Annotated in this window: 14 protein-coding genes and 3 pseudogenes; 11 read left to right on the forward strand and 6 right to left on the reverse strand. The window is 69.4% G+C overall.

The window, feature by feature from the left end; all coding sequences use genetic code 11:
* Positions 1-372 precede the first annotated feature (372 nt).
* The 5 genes and pseudogenes from ABT085_RS02025 to ABT085_RS02040 all read right to left on the reverse strand — a co-directional run.
* A pseudogene (locus tag ABT085_RS02025) lies at positions 373-918 on the reverse strand (transposase family protein); the annotation flags it as partial.
* Between the two features lie 387 nt (positions 919-1,305).
* On the reverse strand, positions 1,306-1,698 hold the full coding sequence (locus tag ABT085_RS02030) for a hypothetical protein (protein ID WP_351600553.1): 393 nt from the start codon (positions 1,696-1,698) through the stop codon (positions 1,306-1,308).
* A gap of 514 nt (positions 1,699-2,212) precedes the next feature.
* A pseudogene (locus ABT085_RS02035) lies at positions 2,213-2,959 on the reverse strand (IS701 family transposase); the annotation flags it as partial.
* Positions 2,952-3,107: pseudogene (locus ABT085_RS46605) on the reverse strand (IS481 family transposase); the annotation flags it as partial. The pseudogenes ABT085_RS46605 and ABT085_RS02035, both read right to left, overlap by 8 nt.
* Before the next feature lie 187 nt (positions 3,108-3,294).
* The gene (locus tag ABT085_RS02040; RefSeq protein WP_351600555.1) at positions 3,295-3,918 is read right to left on the reverse strand and encodes a hypothetical protein; all 624 of its coding nucleotides are present in this window, start codon (positions 3,916-3,918) and stop codon (positions 3,295-3,297) included.
* Between the two features lie 865 nt (positions 3,919-4,783).
* On the opposite strand from ABT085_RS02040, the gene ABT085_RS02045 reads away from it, so the two are divergent.
* From ABT085_RS02045 to epsC, 10 genes are read left to right on the forward strand one after another with little or no spacing between them, the layout of a single operon-like run.
* Positions 4,784-5,656, forward strand: coding sequence for a TauD/TfdA dioxygenase family protein (locus ABT085_RS02045; RefSeq protein ID WP_351600557.1), 873 nt, complete (start codon positions 4,784-4,786; stop codon positions 5,654-5,656).
* Positions 5,653-6,432 carry an HpcH/HpaI aldolase family protein gene (locus tag ABT085_RS02050; RefSeq protein WP_351600559.1) on the forward strand — a complete coding sequence of 260 codons (780 nt, stop codon included), beginning with the start codon at positions 5,653-5,655 and terminating at the stop codon, positions 6,430-6,432. The genes ABT085_RS02045 and ABT085_RS02050 overlap by 4 nt, the downstream gene beginning before the upstream one ends.
* Positions 6,429-7,430: a PLP-dependent cysteine synthase family protein gene (locus ABT085_RS02055; protein WP_351600560.1), complete on the forward strand. Its 1,002-nt coding sequence runs from the start codon at positions 6,429-6,431 to the stop codon at positions 7,428-7,430. Before ABT085_RS02050 ends, ABT085_RS02055 begins: the two co-directional genes overlap by 4 nt.
* Before the next feature lies 1 nt (position 7,431).
* Entirely contained in the window at positions 7,432-9,255 is a 1,824-nt protein-coding gene (gene asnB, locus ABT085_RS02060) for an asparagine synthase (glutamine-hydrolyzing) (RefSeq protein WP_351600562.1), read from the forward strand.
* A complete protein-coding gene (locus tag ABT085_RS02065; RefSeq protein WP_351600564.1) occupies positions 9,252-10,271 on the forward strand; it encodes a PrpF domain-containing protein in 1,020 nt (339 codons plus the stop codon). The genes asnB and ABT085_RS02065 overlap by 4 nt, the downstream gene beginning before the upstream one ends.
* A 4-nt stretch (positions 10,272-10,275) precedes the next feature.
* Positions 10,276-11,424 (forward strand): acyl-CoA dehydrogenase family protein, encoded by a 1,149-nt coding sequence (locus tag ABT085_RS02070; protein ID WP_351600566.1) that lies wholly within the window; start codon positions 10,276-10,278, stop codon positions 11,422-11,424.
* Positions 11,412-12,812, forward strand: a complete 1,401-nt coding sequence (locus ABT085_RS02075; protein ID WP_351600567.1) for a dihydroorotase — start codon at positions 11,412-11,414, stop codon at positions 12,810-12,812. Before ABT085_RS02070 ends, ABT085_RS02075 begins: the two co-directional genes overlap by 13 nt.
* Positions 12,812-14,047 (forward strand): FAD-dependent oxidoreductase, encoded by a 1,236-nt coding sequence (locus ABT085_RS02080; protein ID WP_351600569.1) that lies wholly within the window; start codon positions 12,812-12,814, stop codon positions 14,045-14,047. The genes ABT085_RS02075 and ABT085_RS02080 overlap by 1 nt, the downstream gene beginning before the upstream one ends.
* Positions 14,037-14,348, forward strand: a complete 312-nt coding sequence (locus ABT085_RS02085) for a hypothetical protein (RefSeq protein WP_351600571.1) — start codon at positions 14,037-14,039, stop codon at positions 14,346-14,348. The genes ABT085_RS02080 and ABT085_RS02085 overlap by 11 nt, the downstream gene beginning before the upstream one ends.
* Positions 14,345-14,941, forward strand: coding sequence for a serine O-acetyltransferase EpsC (gene epsC / locus ABT085_RS02090; protein WP_502982595.1), 597 nt, complete (start codon positions 14,345-14,347; stop codon positions 14,939-14,941). Before ABT085_RS02085 ends, epsC begins: the two co-directional genes overlap by 4 nt.
* A gap of 134 nt (positions 14,942-15,075) precedes the next feature.
* On the opposite strand, the gene ABT085_RS02095 is transcribed toward epsC, so the two are convergent.
* Positions 15,076-16,278 carry an IS110 family RNA-guided transposase gene (locus ABT085_RS02095; protein WP_351600635.1) on the reverse strand — a complete coding sequence of 401 codons (1,203 nt, stop codon included), beginning with the start codon at positions 16,276-16,278 and terminating at the stop codon, positions 15,076-15,078.
* Positions 16,279-16,487: 209 nt separating this feature from the next.
* Between ABT085_RS02095 and cysK the strand changes: the two genes are divergently transcribed.
* Entirely contained in the window at positions 16,488-17,459 is a 972-nt protein-coding gene (cysK, locus tag ABT085_RS02100; protein ID WP_351600573.1) for a cysteine synthase A, read from the forward strand.
* The last annotated feature ends 270 nt before the right edge of the window (positions 17,460-17,729 follow it).

Consider the following 17,729-nt stretch of genomic DNA (forward strand, 5'->3'; position numbering starts at 1 on the left):
CAACGTCCTCTGGGCCCTCCTACGCGACGGACGGACCTACGAACTCATGCCGCCCACCGCTCTCGCGGCTTGACGGACCGCATTAGGAATCACTGGTGCATGAACGCCTACGACGTCGAGTCATGATGGTGGAAGGGGGACATGCAGGTCAACTGGTACGACGACGCGGGAAACTACAAGGCCAGCGACTACTTTTATGTCTCTCCGACAAATGACAGCTCGTACCCGTATGTCTTCCACCGCTACTAAGTAGCGTTGACCTTCCGGTCATCGGGTGTGCCGTAGTCGGCCTGTTTAGCAGTGTCCTGAACCACGGTGTATGGGACACCCCAAAACTCTGTGACGACGCGTGCCGCGTTCACCAACACGGCACGTGCCCTGGTAGCCGCCGTCGGCGATGGTCGGTGCACCCCGACAGGCTTGGTCGACGCCGGATTCGGTGAACGCCCGGCAGTCGTTGCGGCTGCCCGGCAGCGGCAGGCCTACCGCCACCACCAGGCGGCTGTTCGCGTCGATGACAACCTGCAGGTTCGTCGAGTACCGGTAGTTCTTGCTGGAAGCGGCGACAGCACAATCGCGCGTAGGTACCAGGGTGCCGTCGACGATGTACACGGTGTCCTTGCGCGGCCGACGCGCCGGCGAGATCGCCAGCAGAGGTGCGAGGTGGTCCAGGATTCTGTCGGCCGCGGACTTCGACACCCCGAACAACGGCGCCACCTGCCGCAACGTGAGGTTCGTACGCCAATACGTCGCCACCAGCAGCACCCGGTCCTCCAGCGACAGCCGCCAGGGCCGGCCACGCTGCACGTCGCCACCACGGCGCCGCACCAACGCGACCAACCTGCCGAAATGCACCTCGCTCAGACCCGAGAACGGCTCGATCCACTTCGGATCACCTGCTGAGATCACCCCACCCATGCCCAACCAACGCACCAACCGCCTCACCGGTTACGGGACAACCTCTAGCGGCAGCTCTTTTACATCATCCGTCGCTATTAGGTCTCTTCTGTGTGGGATTGGGTAGATGGCTTTCTCCGAGAGGGGGCGTATCTGCTCGGGCGGATTGGGATTCCGTTGGTTAATACGTGCGAAGGCCTGGTTGCAGAGTTCTGCAACCAGGCCTCGTTGTGCCCGTGATGTGTTGTATACGAGAAGGCTGCCCTTGCTGCGGGCCGTCTGGTGGCATCGCGAGCGGCTGGGCGTGATGACCGATCTGAGACCGTGTCGGGTGGGCTTCTAAGCGTCAGCTGCCCGCCTGGCGCAAGGTGGTCCGTGGTTTTTTATCGGCCTTGACCGCTGGGTTTGTCAGACCCAGGACCAGTCTCCGCACTCCCACCAGAATTGCGAGTAGGTGCCGTCCCAGCTGCGCTTCTCTTCGCAGGCACGGATACCTATGACTCGCTGGCTGGTGTTTATGGCGAGTGACTGCCCCTTGCCGATCCAGACCGAGTTTACGCTGCCATCCGCGTACATGTAGTCGACGCTTCCTCTGACCAGAGAGATGTTGCCGTTGTCAGCTACATATCCCCAGACCCAACTGGGAGCTCCGTTGTTCGGCGCGGTGTCTACTTGAGCCTGAGTCTGGTCATACCAGGCCCACTGTTGGGCAGCGGAGGCCGACGGCATGGCTGCGATGCCGGTGAGTGCAGCGGTCGCGGCGATGACCGAGAGCCGCTTGGCGAGTCGCGTATTTTTCATGGAACCTATCTTTAGATGTCATGAAGGGCTTCGACTTTTATCAATCGAAGGAAACGAACCCTCGCATGTTGGCAACATCTGTCAAGTTATGTCAAATGCGGAATGCCCTTACGGGAAATTCGGGCATAGTTTATTCCCCATAGCCTTTCATTGAGATGGGGCGTATTTTTCTTCCCGTTTAGCGGCGTTTCCAGCCATTGTTTTATGCATTGCGTGTTTGATCCCGGAGAGGGCGGTTGTCCCGGATAGCATGTCGGGCTATTTTGGGCGTACGGGAGCATGCGTAGCCGGTGTTCTTGCCACTTAGTACTCCAGCAGGATTTCGATGTTTGACCTGGCCTTTTCGCCGGGTGGCGGGGGTGTAGCGGGACCTCGGACGTGCGGGGGCGGTCTCACGGGGACCGCCCCTCGATCGTGGGACAACGCCGCACATAGTGACAGCGGCGAGCGACTGCTTGGCGTCGGCGGCGCCAGTTCGACCAGCTCAGCGCGTGGTGTCGTCCGCGATGTCCGCTCAGGTGCGGGGGCCGGGCACGGCAAGCTGCCAGGAGTCGCCGAACCTCCGCCACTGTGAGCCCGATGACCCCGGATGTCTCATCTGTTCCGCCCCTTTTTCCCAGGGCTGGTGTGCTGTGGCGGCCAGGAAGGCATGAGCGAGCATGGCCAGAGTGATGTGCCGATACCAGCCCACGTAGCGGCGGACTTCGTACTGGTCCAGGCCGCATTCGTTCTTCGCGGCCTGGAAGCATTCCTCGATCGCCCAGCGTGCCCCGGCAACCCGCTCCAACTCCTGGACGGTGACTTGAAGGGGTGCGTAAGCGAGGTAGTAGGCGATCTCGTCGGGCTTGCTGATGCTGCGTCGGGCCAGTGCCCACCGCATCCGGTGGGGGACCTCGCCCTGATAGTCGAACTCGGCGACGGCTGGCAGCCGCACTGCTGCCCAGTGGTGGATGCGGGGCCCCTTCGCGCCGTCGCCGCAGGAGATCTCCTCCCACGCTTCGTCCGGGGCCTGCGTGAACAGTCCCTCGATCCGTGAACAGCCCACGCTGAACTGGGACTTGGGCACAGCCAGTACGTAGCCGACGCCTGACTGCTCCAGCAGCCGGCGGAATCGGTTGTCCTGACCGTAGGCGGAATCCGCAGTGACCCAGGTGATGGGCAGCGGCGAGGCGATGGCCCGCAGCACCATGTGCCGGGCCAGTTCGCCCTTGGTGGCGAACTCCCGCTCGTCGGGGACCCTTGCGGTGCGGCAGCTCGGCCTGGTAGCGGCGATACCAGATGTAGTACGCCTGCCGGCTGATGCCGAAGTACCGGCAACTCATGGCGACGTTGCCGGTGACCTCTTCCACATGGCGTATGACGGCCAGGCGCCGCTTGGCCTCGCGATGGAGCGGGGGTGTCTTCGACATGTGGATCTCCTAGTGATCAGAGACCCAGGTGTCAACGATGATCGGCAGTTTTAGACCTGCTGCGCGCCGCCCTGACCGCCACTGGCTGCCGCGCCGGGTGCACGCCGTGTTGGGCCGCGCCGACAGCGAGCCGGATGTTGGTCTGGGCCTCTGCGAGCGGCCCCGACACGGCGTGCCTGGCAGGGTGTTATCGCAGAAGTGCGAACGTCAGGGCAGCAGTGGCACCCAATGCGGTGCCGCAGACGAGTTGGGCCATGGTGTGTGCCTTGAGGGCGTGACGGGACCATCCCATGGCGGCGACGAAAAGGATTGCGGGAAGGAGCAGTGTCTGGCCGAAGGTCAGGACGAGGATGGTCACGGTGCCGCCGGCGACGGCGTTGTGTACGGATATCTGCCACCACACCGTCACCGTCAGCCCGGTGGCCAGGCCGACGAGCATGGAGATGACAAGCGCGAAGACCTCTCTGGGCGCGCCCACGAGGTTCAGGAGAACGATGCCGGTCACCACGGAGGTCACAGTGGCCGTGAGGGGCACGATGCGCTGCTTGCGTACGCGGACGTGTCTGTCGGTGAGCTTTCCGCGACGGATGCCGAAGTGGATGACCCCCATGGGGACGATGCCGCAGAAAAATGCTGCGAACAGGCCCCATCCGGCTCCGCTGAAACTGTTTGTGCTGTGCCAGCCGATCAGCAGGAGCAGCACGATGACCAGGTTGCCCGGCGCGAAGGCGTCTGTGAGGACTTTCGCTGCTTTCACCCGAGGAGTGGCTTCGGCATAGGTGGGGGTGGGAGGTGCAACGAAGGTGCTCATACCGGTGGCTCCATGAGGCGGTCTTCCCAGTTCGTGAAGTCGTCAATGATGTGCCGGGCGAGGCGCGTTCACAGCCTTGAGGCGTGCGGGTGGCCGCTCCGCCGTCGGAGCGGCCACCCTTGTCCCGCCGCCCGAGCCGTGGGTGGTGGGAGTTCGTGGGAGCTTTCGCGTCGCGTGAGGAGCGGCGGACATCGAGTGACGCCGGTGAGCGACCGGGCATTCGGCAGGCCGGTCGGCCTCCCGAGTGTCCCCGCTGAGCGACGCTCGCTCCGTGGCGCCGCTCTGTCGGACTGAATACCCGGCAAATGTTCTCAGGACCAGCGCTGGCGGTGGCTGGGATGCGGCAGGGCGTGCCCGATCGGGCAAGAGGGATGTCCGATGTCCGGTCGCCTTGTCCCGCGGGTCACGGCCGTCGTCCCTTCGGGCTCCTTTGGGCCGATGCTCGGAAAAGGCCGTGGCGCTTGTGATCTGCGGCTGGGTGCCGGGGGCGGGGAAGAGAGCGCAGGTGAGGGCAGTGCGAACGCAATAGTGTAGCGAACGTTCCATATATGTGCAGCGCGTCCTGCATCACGCCGGGCACGCGTTGCTGATGGTTGAACGTTGGACTAAGTTGGTGGTGTCGCCGTGAAGCCGCCGTGCGGTCGGCGAGGACGCCCCGTTCCGGAGACACATCCGCGACCGGGCGGATCCAGCCTCCGGTCCGGCTCCGCAGGACCGGAAGGTGCCCCGGAGGGGACCCGGCGGGTACGGACAGCGTGGTCCGGGCCCGTAGGGCAGCGGGAGCCGCAGGCAGAGCCGACGCCCCACTGGTGATCAACGGAGCAGGAATACCTCTGGGATTCCCGCCGGATAGGTGATTCGAGGAATGTGCAGTTTCGACATACGCCGGATCGGCGGGCGTATCGGCGCGGAAGTCACCGGCGTCGATCTCTCCACCGAGCTCTCCGACTCGGTGTTCTCTCAGATCAGGGAAGCGTTCCTCGCCCACAAGGTGCTGTTCTTCCGTGACCAGGAGCTGACCGACGAGGCGCAGCTGGCCTTCGCCGGACGGTTCGGCCCGCTCACCCAGAAACACCCGACGATGCGGACCACGCAGGAGAATCCGCAGGTCATCCCGGTGGACGGCGAGGATCAGCGCGCCGACCACTGGCACACCGACATCAGCTTCACCGTGACGCCCTCGCTCGGCACCTCGCTGCGGAGCGTCGTGCTGCCGCCCTATGGAGGCGACACGCTGGTGGCCAACGCCGCCGCGGGCTACCGGGACCTGCCGTCCGAGTTGCGTGAGGTGGCCGACCGGCTGTGGGCGGTACACACCAACCACGCCGAACAACCCCGCCTCGGCACCGAGCGGGGTGAAGCGGTCCGCAGAGCCTTCCTGGCGAAGCGGTACGAGGTCGCGCATCCCGTGGTGCGCGTGCACCCCGAGTCCGGAGAGCCGGTGCTGTTCCTCGGCGGGTTCGCGCAGCGCCTGGTCGGCATGACCTTGCGGGAATCCAGGCCGGTCCTCGACGTCCTGCAGTCCTACGTGCGCCGTCCGGAGAACCAGGCGCGCTGGAACTGGCGCCCCGGTGATGTGCTGATCTTCGACAACCGGAGCACCCAGCACTACGCGGTCAACGACTACGACGACCACAGGCGGGTGCTGCACCGGGTCTCGATCACCGGCGACCTGCCCCGCGGTCTCGACGGCCGGACCAGTTACCCGCTCGAGAACCCCCAGGAGGGCACGCTGTGACGGCCACCAAGACCTTCGCCCACCGACTGCGCGGACGCGAGCGCCTCGTCGGCTACTGGATCGCCCTGGACAACCCGGCGGGGACCGAGCGCATCGCCCGCCTCGGATACGACTACGTCGGTGTCGACGGTCAGCACGGCGTGATGTCCCAGCCGGGCTGGCAGTCGGCGATGCTCGCCGTGGACGCGGGACAGCGATCCGCCGGCGTGATCCGAGTCCCGTCCGTCGACCCGATCGCGATCGGCACGGCACTGGACACCGGCGCCCGCGGCGTGATCGTGCCCATGGTGAACTCCGCGCAGGAGGCCGCCGTGGCGGTCCGCGCCACCCGGCACTGGCCGGCCGGTACGCGCAGCCTGAGCGGCCCGGTCCGGGCCGAACTGCGGCTCGGCGCGGTACCCGCCGAGATCGACGACGAGGTCGTCTGCATCGTCATGATCGAGACCGCGGCGGCGCTCGACGAACTCGACGAGATCTGCGCCACCCCGGACCTCGCCGCGGTGTACGTCGGCCCGGCCGACCTGTCCGTCGCGCTCGGTGCCCGGTTCTTCGGCGACCCCGAGGCCCAGCCGGCCCTGGAGAAGGCGCTGCACCGCATCACCGCCGCCGCCGAACGGGCCGGGATCGCCTGCGGCATCCACTGCCTGGACGGCGCGAGCGCAGCCGCACGGCTGGAGCAGGGTTTCACCTTCGCCACCGTCTCCAGCGACATCACCCACCTCCAGCAGATCGCCGCGGAGCACCTCGCCGCCGCGCGGACCGGCGAGCAGGGATGACGGAGGGCAAGAGCTTGGTACCCGCACAGTCCACGGCCTCCGGCTCCCGGATCGTCCGCTCCCTGGAGGAGCTGGTCGGCGGCACACCACTGCTGGACCTGCGCCTGCCCGGAGTACCGGACACCGCGCGGATCCTCGCGAAGCTGGAGATGTTCAACCCGCTCTCGAGCGTCAAGGACCGCGCCGCGCTGCACATGCTCCGTGCCGCGGAGGCCTCCGGCGCGCTCCCGGCGACCGGCGGCACAGTGATCGAGTGCTCGTCGGGAAGCACCGGTATCGCGCTCGCCGCCCTGTGCGCCGTGCGCGGCCACCGATGCGTCATCGTGATGCCGGACAACGCGACCGAGGAACGGCGTCAGATCCTCCGGGACCTCGGTGCCGAGGTCGTACTGCGCCCGCACCAGGACGGGCTGCTCGCGTCCTGGGCGTTCGCCGAGGATCTGCGGCGCGCGACCCCCGGCGCGTGGATGCCCCGCCAGGACACCAACCCGGCCAACCCCGCGGCGCACTACGCGACCACCGGTCCCGAACTGTGGGAGGCCACCGGCGGCGAGATCGACGTGCTGGTGTGCGGCGTCGGCACCGGTGGCACCCTGACCGGCACCGGGCGATACCTCAAGGAGCGCCGCGACGTGCATGTGGTGGCCGTGGAACCGGAGCGCTCCGCCGTCCTCTCCGGCGGTGAGGGCGGTCCGCACGGCATCCCGGGGATCGGAGCCGGCTATGTCTCCGAGATCACGGACCTCGGCCTCGTCGACGAGGTGCTCGCCGTTACGGACGAGGACGCCGCCGAGGCGACCCGCCAGATCACTCGCTCCTGCGGTCTGCTGGCCGGGATCTCCTCGGGCGCGGCCGCGCACGCCGCCCGCCGGCTGAGCCGGCAGCGGCGCTGGGCGGACGCGACGATCGTCACCGTCTTCCCCGACACCGGGGAGCGCTACCTCTCCCTTGCCCTGGGCGCGCCGACCGTTTCCGGGCCGAGCAGCGAGGACATCTGACATGTGCCGGATCTACGGATACTTCAACGCCACCGCGTCCGCCCACGAGGTACGGGCGGTTGCCGCTCTGCAGCGGCACGGCGGCCCGGACGGCAGTGGCCGGGCTCTGACCGACACCTGGGGGGTCGGCAACAACCGGCTCGCCGTGGTCGACCTGGACGGCGGGCAGCAGCCGTTCCGCCTGGGCGAGCGGATCACGGTGGTCTTCAACGGCGAGATCTACAACCACGACGAACTGCGCAGCCGGCTGCGGCGGCACGGCTACAGCTTTGCCGACCGCAGCGACGGCGGGATCATCCCCGCGCTGTACGAGACCTACGGCGAGGGGTTCGTCGATCTTCTCGACGGCATGTACACGGTAGCCGTGCTCGACCACCGAGGCGCGGTGCCGAAGCTGGTGCTGGCCACCGACCACGCCGGGATGAAGCCGCTGTACCTGCGCTGGGACGCGGCCGCACGGTCGCTGCACTTCTCCTCCGAGATCCCGGCCCTGCTCGGCTTCCGGGCCGTCTCCGGCGCCCCCTGGGAGCCAGGCCTGCACTCCTACCTCAGCAGCAAGACGCCGTTCGGCGAACAGACGATGTTCGCCGACATCACCGTGCTGCCTCCGGCAACCACTCTGGTCTGTGATCTGGGCCAGGTGCCGAGGACGGTGCGTCGTGGATTGCCGGAACGGCAGGGCCCGCCCTTCTCCGGCACGGCCGAGGAGGCCGCCGCGGGGGCCGAGTTGAGGGAGCGGCTGCGCACCGAGGTGCGCCGGCTCCTGGTCGCCGACGTCCCGGTCGCCGTGATCACCTCCGGCGGGCTCGACTCCAGCCTCGTCACCGCGCTCGCGGCCGAGCACGGCCCGGTGCACTCCTTCAACATCGCCTACCGAGGCCGGTGGCCGTTCGACGAGCGGCACTTCGCCCGGCAGGTCGCCGAGCACGCCGGTACCGTCCACCACCAGGTGGAGATCGACCCGGCCGACTTCCCCGCCCTCCTCGAGGACGTCGTCTGGCACCTCGGCCAGCCCAACGCCGACCCCATAGCCCTGAGCACCCTGGCGCTCTTCACGGCCGTGCGCGACGCGGGGTTCAAGGTCGCGCTCACCGGCGACGCGGCCGACGAGGTCTTCGGCGGCTACGGGCGGATGCGGGCGGCGACCGAGGACCCGACCGCGGACGGCGACTGGTACCAGACGTATCTCGACGAACTGGCCGTCCTGCCCGCGCACCTGCGCCACGACCTGTACACCGAGGCCTACCAAGACCTCGTCCGTGCGTCCTCCCCGATCCCCGAGGAGGCCCTGGAGCGCCTGCGCCGTGGCCCGGACACGGTGCTGCGACGGATCACCGACTTCGAAACGAGCCACCGACTGCCCGCGTATCACCTGCGCCGCGTGGATCACCTGAGCATGGCCGGCAGCGTCGAGGCACGGCTTCCCTTCTGCCAGCGCGACGTGATGGCCATGGGCGCGGGGCTGCCCGACGCGCTGCGGATTCGCGACGGCAAGGTCAAGCGCGTCCTGTACGCCGCGGCGGTCGGAATGCTCCCACAGTCCGTGCTCGACCGGCCGAAGCAACCCTTCACCCTGCCGGTCACCGCGATGCTGGCCCCCGGCAGGCCGCTGTGGCTCTACGCCCGCGACATGCTGGCCCCCGGGCGCCTGACCGCGGCCGGGCAGCTGGAACCGGCGGTGGTGGACACGCTGTTCACCGCGCAGGCCGAGAAGCCCGACGACACCACGGCTCTCACGCTGTGGGCGCTGCTGGTGCACGAGGTGTGGCGGGAGCAGTTCCAGAGCGGCGTGCGCCGGACCGACCCGCTGGGGGTGGCGGCATGATCGGCCACATCGCCTACGCGCACGGCAGCCCCTGCCCCACGGTGGTGCTGGACGCCCGGCAACTTCCCCAGGACGACCGCGCGCTGACGGAGGCGCTCACCGACATCAGGCGATGCCTGCGAGCCGCGGGGGAGGGCCACGTACTGAAGATGGCCCTGATACGGCCGTCCGAGCATCCCATGTACGACCTGGACTACCGCTTCGTGCAGGCGTTGCCGGGGGGCCTGGACCGGTTCGAGCTGCGCGGCTCCTGCGGGCACTCGATCCTGTCGGCGGTGACCGCGGCGGAGCGCTCCGGAATGCTCGGCGCCCTGGAGGTCGGTGACCGCGTGCGGGTGAATGTCCTCAACAATGGGGACAGCGTGGTCTGCGAGATCGACGAGATCTCCGGCGACGAGCGGGAGTTCACCGCCTACTTCGTGCGTCCGCGGGCGGTCCCGGTCGCCCGGCTGCTGCTGACCGGCGAGGTCACGACGGTACTGGAGGCCAGCGGCGCCCGCCGCGAGGTGTCACTGATCTCGTCAGGCAACCCCTACGCGTTCGTCGACGCGCGCACGCTCGGAATCCGCGACCACAGCGAACTGTTCATGGCCGGGACGGAGTTCTTCGCCACGTTGGCCGAGATCCGGGCCGCCGCCTGCGCACACCTGGGGTGGCCCGCGGACGGGGCGTTCCCGAAGATCGCGGCGATCATGCCGGTCGAGGCCGGTCGGATTGCCGCACGGGCCATCTCCGTTCCCGGCTGGCATCCGACCATCGCGCTCACCGGCGCGGTATGCCTCGGCACCGCGATCCGCACACCCGGCACCATTCCGTGGCGTCTGGCCCAGGAGGTCGGCTGCATCGACGGCCTGATCGACATCGTCACCCCGGGCGGGAACACCGCGGTGACCGCGGCGACTCCGGATGTCGCCGGAGAACCGGCGCTGACCTGGGTCTCCGTCAGCCGCAAACGAGTCGACTTCCACGGCTCGTTCGCGATGCAACCGTCGGCCCCCTGCACTGCGAGGAGCTAGCCCGATGACTGGCAGCGTCAAAGACATCCCGGCGACCGGTCCAGGAGCGGCCGTGGCGCGGCTCACCCCGGCACTGCGCACCACACTGCGCGAGTCGGCGGCACGGACCGCGACCACGGGGGCACCCGACAAGGACCTGCTCACCGAAGTACGCGCCTGCGGCCTGCTGGCCGCCGCTGTCCCGGTCGCGTACGGCGGTGCGGGCTGCGACTCCGCGGAGGTCAACCGGCTGGTGGAACAGCTGGCGGCCGTGAACCCCTCGATCGCCATCATCGCCTTCCAGCACTTCGCCGTCACCGCGCGAATCACCGAGTGGGGCAGCGAGGAGCAGCGCGCCACGATCCTGCCACGACTGGCCGACGGCACCTGGCTGGCCGCGTCCGCGTGGAGCGAGCCCGCAGCCGGCGCGGCCAAGCAGAATCTCGCCAGCACGGCGGAGCGGCTAGACGACGGCCGGTGGGTGCTCAACGGGGCGAAGTCCTTCACCACCGGTGCCTCGCTCGCCGACGTCTACCTGGTGCTGGTGCAGACCGCCCGGCCCGAAACGGGGACCGGCGGGGTCTACGGCGCGTCGGGGCAGACCTTCTTCCTGGTCGAAGGAGCCAACCCCGGACTCGTACCGGACCTGGGCCTGGATCTGGCGGGCATGCGCGGCTCGGCGACCGGGTTCGTCACTCTGCGCGACTGTCTGGTCGGCGAGGGTGACCGTCTGGGCCCTGAGGGCAGGGCTGCGCAGATCATCGCGGGCGTGCGGGAGTCGGGGGCGACCCTGGGCGCGGTCGCACTCGGCGTCGCCCAGTCGGCCTTCGATCTGGCGCTGGAGCACGCCGCGCGGCGCGGCCTGCTGGCCCGCCCCACGGTCAGACACCGCCTGGTGGATCTGGAGACCCGGATCGAATCGGCGCGCGCGATCGTCGAGCGGGCCGGCGCCAGGACCTCGCCCGCGCCAGGACTGACCACCCTGCACAGCAAACTGCACGCCTCCGAGGCCGCCGAGGAGATCTGCCTGGAGGTGGCCCGGCTGCTCGGATCGGCTGGCTATGCGACCGGCCATGCCCTGAACCGGATGCTCGCGGACGCCCGGGCGGTGGCGCTGATGGGCCCGACCAACGACCTGTGCCGAGAACTGGTGGCGACGACATGGCCGAGTTGACGAACGACATCTCCCGCACCGCGGAACTCGTGGTCAGCGGCAGCCGACTGGTGACACCCCAGGGCGTGCGCGCCGGTCATGTGCTGATCGCCGCCGGCCGGGTGCTGGCCGTGTCGGACACCGACACGGCGCCGCCCTTCGCGAAGCGCATCGATGCCGGGGACGCGTATGTCCTGCCGGGCCTCATCGACTCCCATGTGCATTTCCGCACGCCCGGCCTCACGCACAAGGAGGACTGGGAACACGGCGGCCGGGCCGCTGTCGCGGGCGGTGTGACCACGGTGCTGGACATGCCCAACACGGTGCCGCCGACGCTCACCGAACAGGCGCTGCGGCAGAAGGCCGCCCTGGTGGACGGTCGCACGCTCGTCGACTACGGCTTCCACCTCGGTGTCGACCCCGAACGTCCCGAACTGCTCGCCTCGCTGGACCCGGCGGCCGCCCGCAGCGCGAAGATCTTCATGGCGGGCCATCACACCGCGCCGACCGTGCTCCGCGAACCGGCACAACTGCAGAAGGCCTTCGCCGCGGCCGCCGAGGGCGGCGTGCAACTGGTGCTGCACGCCGAGGACGACTCGCTCTTCGCGCTGCTCGACGGCTGGTGGGGTGAGCCCGGCAGCTACGCGGAGTACGAGGCGCGGCGCCCGCGCAGCGGTGGCATCGTCGCGGTCGCCAAGGTCATCGAACTGGTACGGCGTCACGGGACCAAGGCGCACATCCTGCACCTGTCCAGCCGTGAGGAGGCGGACCTGGTCTGCGCCGCGCAGAACGCCGGCCTTCCGGTCACCTTCGAGGTGACCGGGCATCACCTGTCCTTCACCGACGAGGACACACACCGCCTCGGTGCCCGCACCCGGCTGTCGCCCGCGATCCGCAGCCGCGCCGACCAGGACCGGCTGTGGGAGGCCGTGTGGGCCGGGCAGCCGGCGGCCATCGGCAGCGACCACGCCCCGCACACGGTCGAGGAGAAGACCCGTGGCGTGCGGCAGTCCCCGCCGGGTCTGCCCGGCGTGCAGGAACTCGCGGTCGCGGTGTGGACCGGGATGCGCCGCCGCTGGCCGGGCGAACACCCGGACCGGGCCGCCGAGCGACTGGTCCGGCTGCTGGGAAGCGGCCCCGCCGATCTCTTCGGCCTGACCGGCAAGGGCCGCATCGAGGCCGGCTCCGACGCCGACCTGGCCTTCCTCAGGCCCGATGACACCTGGATGCTGTCCGCTGCCGACGTCCGCTCCAAGTGCGGATGGTCGGCCTACGAGGGCTGGACGATGGCCGCACGCGTGACCCGCACCCTGCGGGCGGGACGGGTCGTCTGGGACGCCGAGGACGGCACCTTCGGAGAGCCCGACGGCCGGTGGCTGACTCCTGCCGACAAGCACAGAGGTCTGTGATGTCCGACCGGATCACGGCCGTGATCGCCGGCGGTGGCATCGGAGGACTGGCCACCGCGACCGCGCTGGCCCGGGCCGGACTCGCCGTCACCGTGGTCGAACGCACCGAACGCCTCGCCGGTGCCGGGGCAGGCCTTGTCCTGTACCCCAACGGGGTGGCCGCCGCCGAAGCCGTCAGCCCCGGGCTCGGTGACCGCCTCCGCGAGTCCGGGCACATCGTCGGCCCCGGCGAGGTCCGGTTGCTCCTCGATCCCTCGGGACGTGTGCTGTCCCGCGAGCCCATCGGCGACGACAACGAGCGCTTCGGCAGGCCCCAGATCCCCATCCTGCGCAGCCACCTGCAGACGGCACTGGTGCAGGAGGCGACCGCAGCGGGGGCCCGGCTCATCCTGGGGACCGGCGTACGGGCGTACCGCGACGCCAGGGGAAGGGCGTCGGTGCAGCTGTCAGACGGCGGAACGCTGGAAGCCGATCTTCTGGTCGCCGCCGACGGCATCAACTCGGAGCTCCGCAGACAGATGTTGGGCGACGGCCCGCCGCTGTACCGGGGCTACACCTCGGTGCGCGGGCGCAGCTCCGGCTCGGGCCTTCCTCAGCAGGGCTTCGTGGTCAACGGGCGCGGCGTCCAGCTCTTCGTCGCTCCGGTGGGAGACGACACCCTGTACTGGACGGCGAAGATCACCGCGGCGCGGGGTGTCTGGCCGGCCAAGGGCCCGGCGGGAGCACTGCGCGCACTGGTGGAATCCCTCACCGCATGGCACGAACCGGTCGTCCGGATGGTCGCCGGATCCGACGACATCGTGGTGAGTGACATCCACGACCGCGACCCGGTGCGGCGCTGGGTCGACGGCCGGGTCGTCCTGCTCGGCGACGCTGCGCACCCGATGGTGCCGGCACTGGGCCAGGGGGCGAACACCGCCCTGGAGGACGCGGCGGTGCTCGCCCACGAACTGCTGAAGTACCGCGTTGCGGCCGGCGGCGGGCTGACGGCGCCGCTGGTCGCGTACGAGCGGCAGCGCACCGAGCGGACCGCCCACGTGGTCCTGCGCTCACGACGGCAGGGCTCGCTGGACCAGGGCGCCGGGCGTCTGCGCTCGCTCGCCCGTGATGTCTCCATGCGGCTGCGCGGCCGCAAGGACGCGGCGATCCTCGACATCGCCGCCTGGACTCCCCCTGAACCCCCTCGCGGAACCCCCGACGCAAAACCACTGAGGAGACACCATCATGAGCGCTGAGCAGCAGGAGATCGCGACCTTCCGCGCGGGCCCCATCTGGCGGGACGCCAATGTGCGCACAGGCCCGTCCTTGGACAGTCCCATCATCGAGTTGCTGCTGCCCGACGACGGCGCCGACTACCGGGCAGAGGTGTGGACGGTCGGCGAAGAGGTCGTCGAGGGCGTCATCGTCAGCGACATCTGGCTGCGGTTGTCCGCCGGCGGCTGGTGCAGCGCGGTCAACTTCGACCAGGAGACCATGGCGCAGATCCCACGGGAGGCCGAACTCCCGCCCGGCCAGGTCGCACGGGCTGACCGGTGACCTCGCTGCCGCGCCTTCTCGCCGAGGACCTCCGCACGGTCGTCGAGCGCGATCCGTCGGTCCACGGCCGGGCGGAGGCGATGCTGCATCCGGCGCTGCCCGCGCTGTGGGGACACCGCGTCGCGCACCGTCTGCACCGCCGCGGCCGCCGACTGGCCGCCCGCCTGCTCATGGTCATTGCCCGCGCGGTCACCGGGGTGGAGATCCACCCCGGTGCGGTGCTCGGCCGCCGGGTCTTCATCGACCACGGCGCCGGGGTGGTGATCGGGGAGACGGCGCGGGTCGGTGACGACGTCACCGTGTACCACCAGGTCACGCTGGGTGCTGTCGGCTGGTGGAGGGACAACCGCCGATCGCCGGGCGAGCGACGGCATCCGGTGGTCGGCAACGGGGTGATCCTGGGCACGGGTGCCACGGTGCTGGGTCCGGTGACGGTCGGAGACCGCGCGATTGTCGGGGCAAGGGCTCTGGTCGTCAAGGACGTCCCGGCCGGAGCCCGGGCACTGGCCCCCGCCGCGGTGATCGACTGCCGCACGGACAGTACTCAGGCCGTCGAGATGCCGCGGCACACCGCCTCCGCGGGCTCGCGGTGAGGAGGTAGGGCCGGGTCCGGTGCGCGCCGCCCACCCGCGCTCACCCAACGACCGCAGTCCCGTCAGAGAACGCGGGGGGCCGACGCCGCCCGTCGGCCCCCCGCCCCCCGATCAGGAGAATCTCAATGACCGTGTCAAGCCGCCTGCGTGACCGGCGGGACGGGGGTGAAGAGCCTCTTGTCGCGCAGCATCGCCCACAGGACGTCCACCCGGCGGCGGGCGAGCGAGAGCAGGGCCTGGGTGTGCAGCAGGCCCTCGGATCGCTTCTTGAGGTAGTAGTCCCGCGATGGGCCCCGTCGCATCATGGCGGTCTGCGCCGACATGCAGAAGATGTAGCACAGGCGTCGGTTGTAGCGTTTTGTCTGGTGAAAGTTGCCAGTGCGGCGGCCGGAGTCCCGGGCGACCGGAGCCAGGCCGGCGTGGGAGGCGAGGCGTGCGGCGTCGCGATAGCCGGACAGGTCGCTGACAATGGCGACGAACTCGGCGCCCAGGATCGGCCCCATGCCGGGCATGGAATCGATGATCTCGGCGCGGTCGTCGGTGCGGAAGGTCTCGCGGATCTCCCGGTCGTTGTCCTTGATCCGTTCGTCGAGGGCCAGGAGCTGGTGGGCGAGATCGCAGACCAGTTTGGCGGCTCGCTTCTCGCCGGGCAGGGCGGTCTGCTGAGACTGGGCGGCTTCCACCGCCCTGGCCGCGACGTCTGCGGAGCCACGGACCTTGCGGCGTTCAAGCCAGGTGGTCAGGCGTTTGACGCCGGTCCGGCGAAGGGCGGCCGAGGTCTGGTACTCGGTCAGCATCACGACGGGGCCCTTGGCCGCGGAATAGTCGAAGGCCCGTTCCAGGGCGGGGCAGATGCCGACCAGCATGTCGCGGAGCCTGTTGATCAGCCGGACGCGGTCGGCAATCAGGTCGGCGCGGTGGTTCGTCCGCAGTTGAAGGGTAGAGACCAGCTCCGGGGGCGTTTCCAGCGGCGCGAAGTCCCGGCGCATACGCGCCTGGTCGGCGATGACGCGAGCGTCCTTGGCGTCGGTCTTGGCCTCGCCGCGGTAGGCGCCCGACATACGATTGACGGTGCGGCCGGGCACATAGACGACCTGCTGGCCGTGGGCGATCAGGAGGGCCAGCAGCAGGGTGGAGGCCCGGCCGGAGATGTCCACCGCCCACCTCACCTCGTCCGCCCGCTCGCGAGCGGTCTCGATCAGCGTGAGGATCTGGGCCTCGTCGTTGATCACCTTCGACGAGAACAGTGTCTCGCCGGCGGCATCCACGGCCACCGCCCAGTGATGCCCCTTGCCGGCATCGACACCGACCCATATCCGCGTGTGAGGCGTGCTCAAGTCAGTCGCTCCGTTCCGTCGGGACCAGCGTTTCCGTGGCCCGAAGAACACCCCGCCGACAGGCCCTTAAGCAGCGATGACCGCAGTTCTCAATCAGTGGTCGGAGCGTCCCGAAGGACCGGGCGGCCATTCTCCTTGAGCCATCAGCGGCAACCTCGCATCAGCCACACCCGGTCCTCCCGGACCGCCAACATTCTTAAGGACCCCGCATGTCCATCCCCACCGAGTCCGCCGTGTCAGCGGCGGCCGTGCCCCGCATCGCCGACGGCATCGACCAGTTGATAGGCGGTACGCCCCTGTTGCGGCTGCCCCTCGACGGCGACGCCGCCCCCGGCGTCCAGGTCCTGGCCAAGCTGGAGTCGGCCAATCCGCTGGCCAGCATCAAGGACCGGCCGGCGCTGTGGATGCTCCGGGCGGCCGAGGCGGCCGGGGAACTGGTGCCCGGCCGGGGAACCGTGATCGAGGCGACGTCCGGGAACACCGGTATCGCCCTGGCGGCCCTGGCCGCCGCCCGCGGCTACCGCTGCGTGATCGTGATGCCCGACAGTGCTACCCAGGAAAGGATCGGTCTGTTGGGCGCCCTGGGTGCGGAAGTCGTCCTCACGCCACGTGAATTGCGCTTCCAGGGCTGCATAGACAAAGCCGAGGAGATTCATCGCGGCACCCCCGGCTCCTGGTACGCCCGACAGCACGAGAACCCGGAGAACGTCCGTGCGCACCGGGAGACGACCGGCCCCGAGATCTGGGCGGACACCGGGGGCAGGGTGGACGTGCTGGTCTGCGGGATCGGCACGGGAGGCACACTGTGCGGGTCCGCCGGTTTCCTCAAGGAGCACAACGAGGGCCTGAAAGCGGTAGCAGTGGAGCCGGCCTCCTCGCCCCTGCTGTCGAAGGGGTTCGCCGGTCAGCACGCGATCCCCGGGCTCACCGGCGGCTTCGTGGCCCCGGTCACCGACCTCTCGCTGATCGACGAGGTGCTGACCGTCTCCGACGATGAGGCCCTGGAGACCGCGCGCTGGCTGGCCCGGCGTGCGGGTGTGCTCGCCGGGATCTCTTCGGGCGCGGTCGTCCACGCGGCGCTGCGTCTGGCGCGGCGGCCCGAGCAGGCGGGCCGGACTGTCGTCACCATTCTCCCGGACACCGGCGAACGCTATCTCAGCGTGTGGTCTGCGGCGGAGTGATTCCTGACGGATCCGCACGAATCCGCTGTCCGGGCGCCTGAGGTCTGTCTACGAAGATCACCGAGTGGTGGATCAGGGGCTTCGCGCTGCAGCCGCCGGTGAGGACGTCGGTCGAACTGCGCCTGATCCCCGGGTGGCCCTACTCCTTCATCGCCGCTCTGGAACCAGGGCGGACGTCATGGACGGCGGTGCCGGATGTGGTCCGGCTGCGTCCGCGGGACGACGCGATCGTCCCCACCGCGTCCGGTGGGCAAAATCGGGCGCAAGCCC

The organism is Streptomyces sp. NPDC002265 (assembly GCF_040296125.1).
In the GTDB taxonomy this organism is placed as follows: domain Bacteria; phylum Actinomycetota; class Actinomycetes; order Streptomycetales; family Streptomycetaceae; genus Streptomyces.

Excerpts from the sequence above, each read along its gene's own strand:
- ABT085_RS02085 (WP_351600571.1), top strand. The coding sequence starts at position 14,037 with ATGAGCGCTGAGCAGCAGGAGATCGCGACCTTCCGCGCGGGCCCCATC.
- ABT085_RS02040 (WP_351600555.1), bottom strand. The coding sequence starts at position 3,918 with ATGAGCACCTTCGTTGCACCTCCCACCCCCACCTATGCCGAAGCCACT.
- ABT085_RS02055 (WP_351600560.1), top strand. The coding sequence starts at position 6,429 with ATGACGGAGGGCAAGAGCTTGGTACCCGCACAGTCCACGGCCTCCGGC.
- cysK (WP_351600573.1), top strand. The coding sequence starts at position 16,488 with ATGTCCATCCCCACCGAGTCCGCCGTGTCAGCGGCGGCCGTGCCCCGC.
- ABT085_RS02070 (WP_351600566.1), top strand. The coding sequence starts at position 10,276 with ATGACTGGCAGCGTCAAAGACATCCCGGCGACCGGTCCAGGAGCGGCC.
- ABT085_RS02045 (WP_351600557.1), top strand. The coding sequence starts at position 4,784 with ATGTGCAGTTTCGACATACGCCGGATCGGCGGGCGTATCGGCGCGGAA.
- asnB (WP_351600562.1), top strand. The coding sequence starts at position 7,432 with ATGTGCCGGATCTACGGATACTTCAACGCCACCGCGTCCGCCCACGAG.
- ABT085_RS02065 (WP_351600564.1), top strand. The coding sequence starts at position 9,252 with ATGATCGGCCACATCGCCTACGCGCACGGCAGCCCCTGCCCCACGGTG.
- ABT085_RS02080 (WP_351600569.1), top strand. The coding sequence starts at position 12,812 with ATGTCCGACCGGATCACGGCCGTGATCGCCGGCGGTGGCATCGGAGGA.
- ABT085_RS02075 (WP_351600567.1), top strand. The coding sequence starts at position 11,412 with ATGGCCGAGTTGACGAACGACATCTCCCGCACCGCGGAACTCGTGGTC.
- ABT085_RS02030 (WP_351600553.1), bottom strand. The coding sequence starts at position 1,698 with ATGAAAAATACGCGACTCGCCAAGCGGCTCTCGGTCATCGCCGCGACC.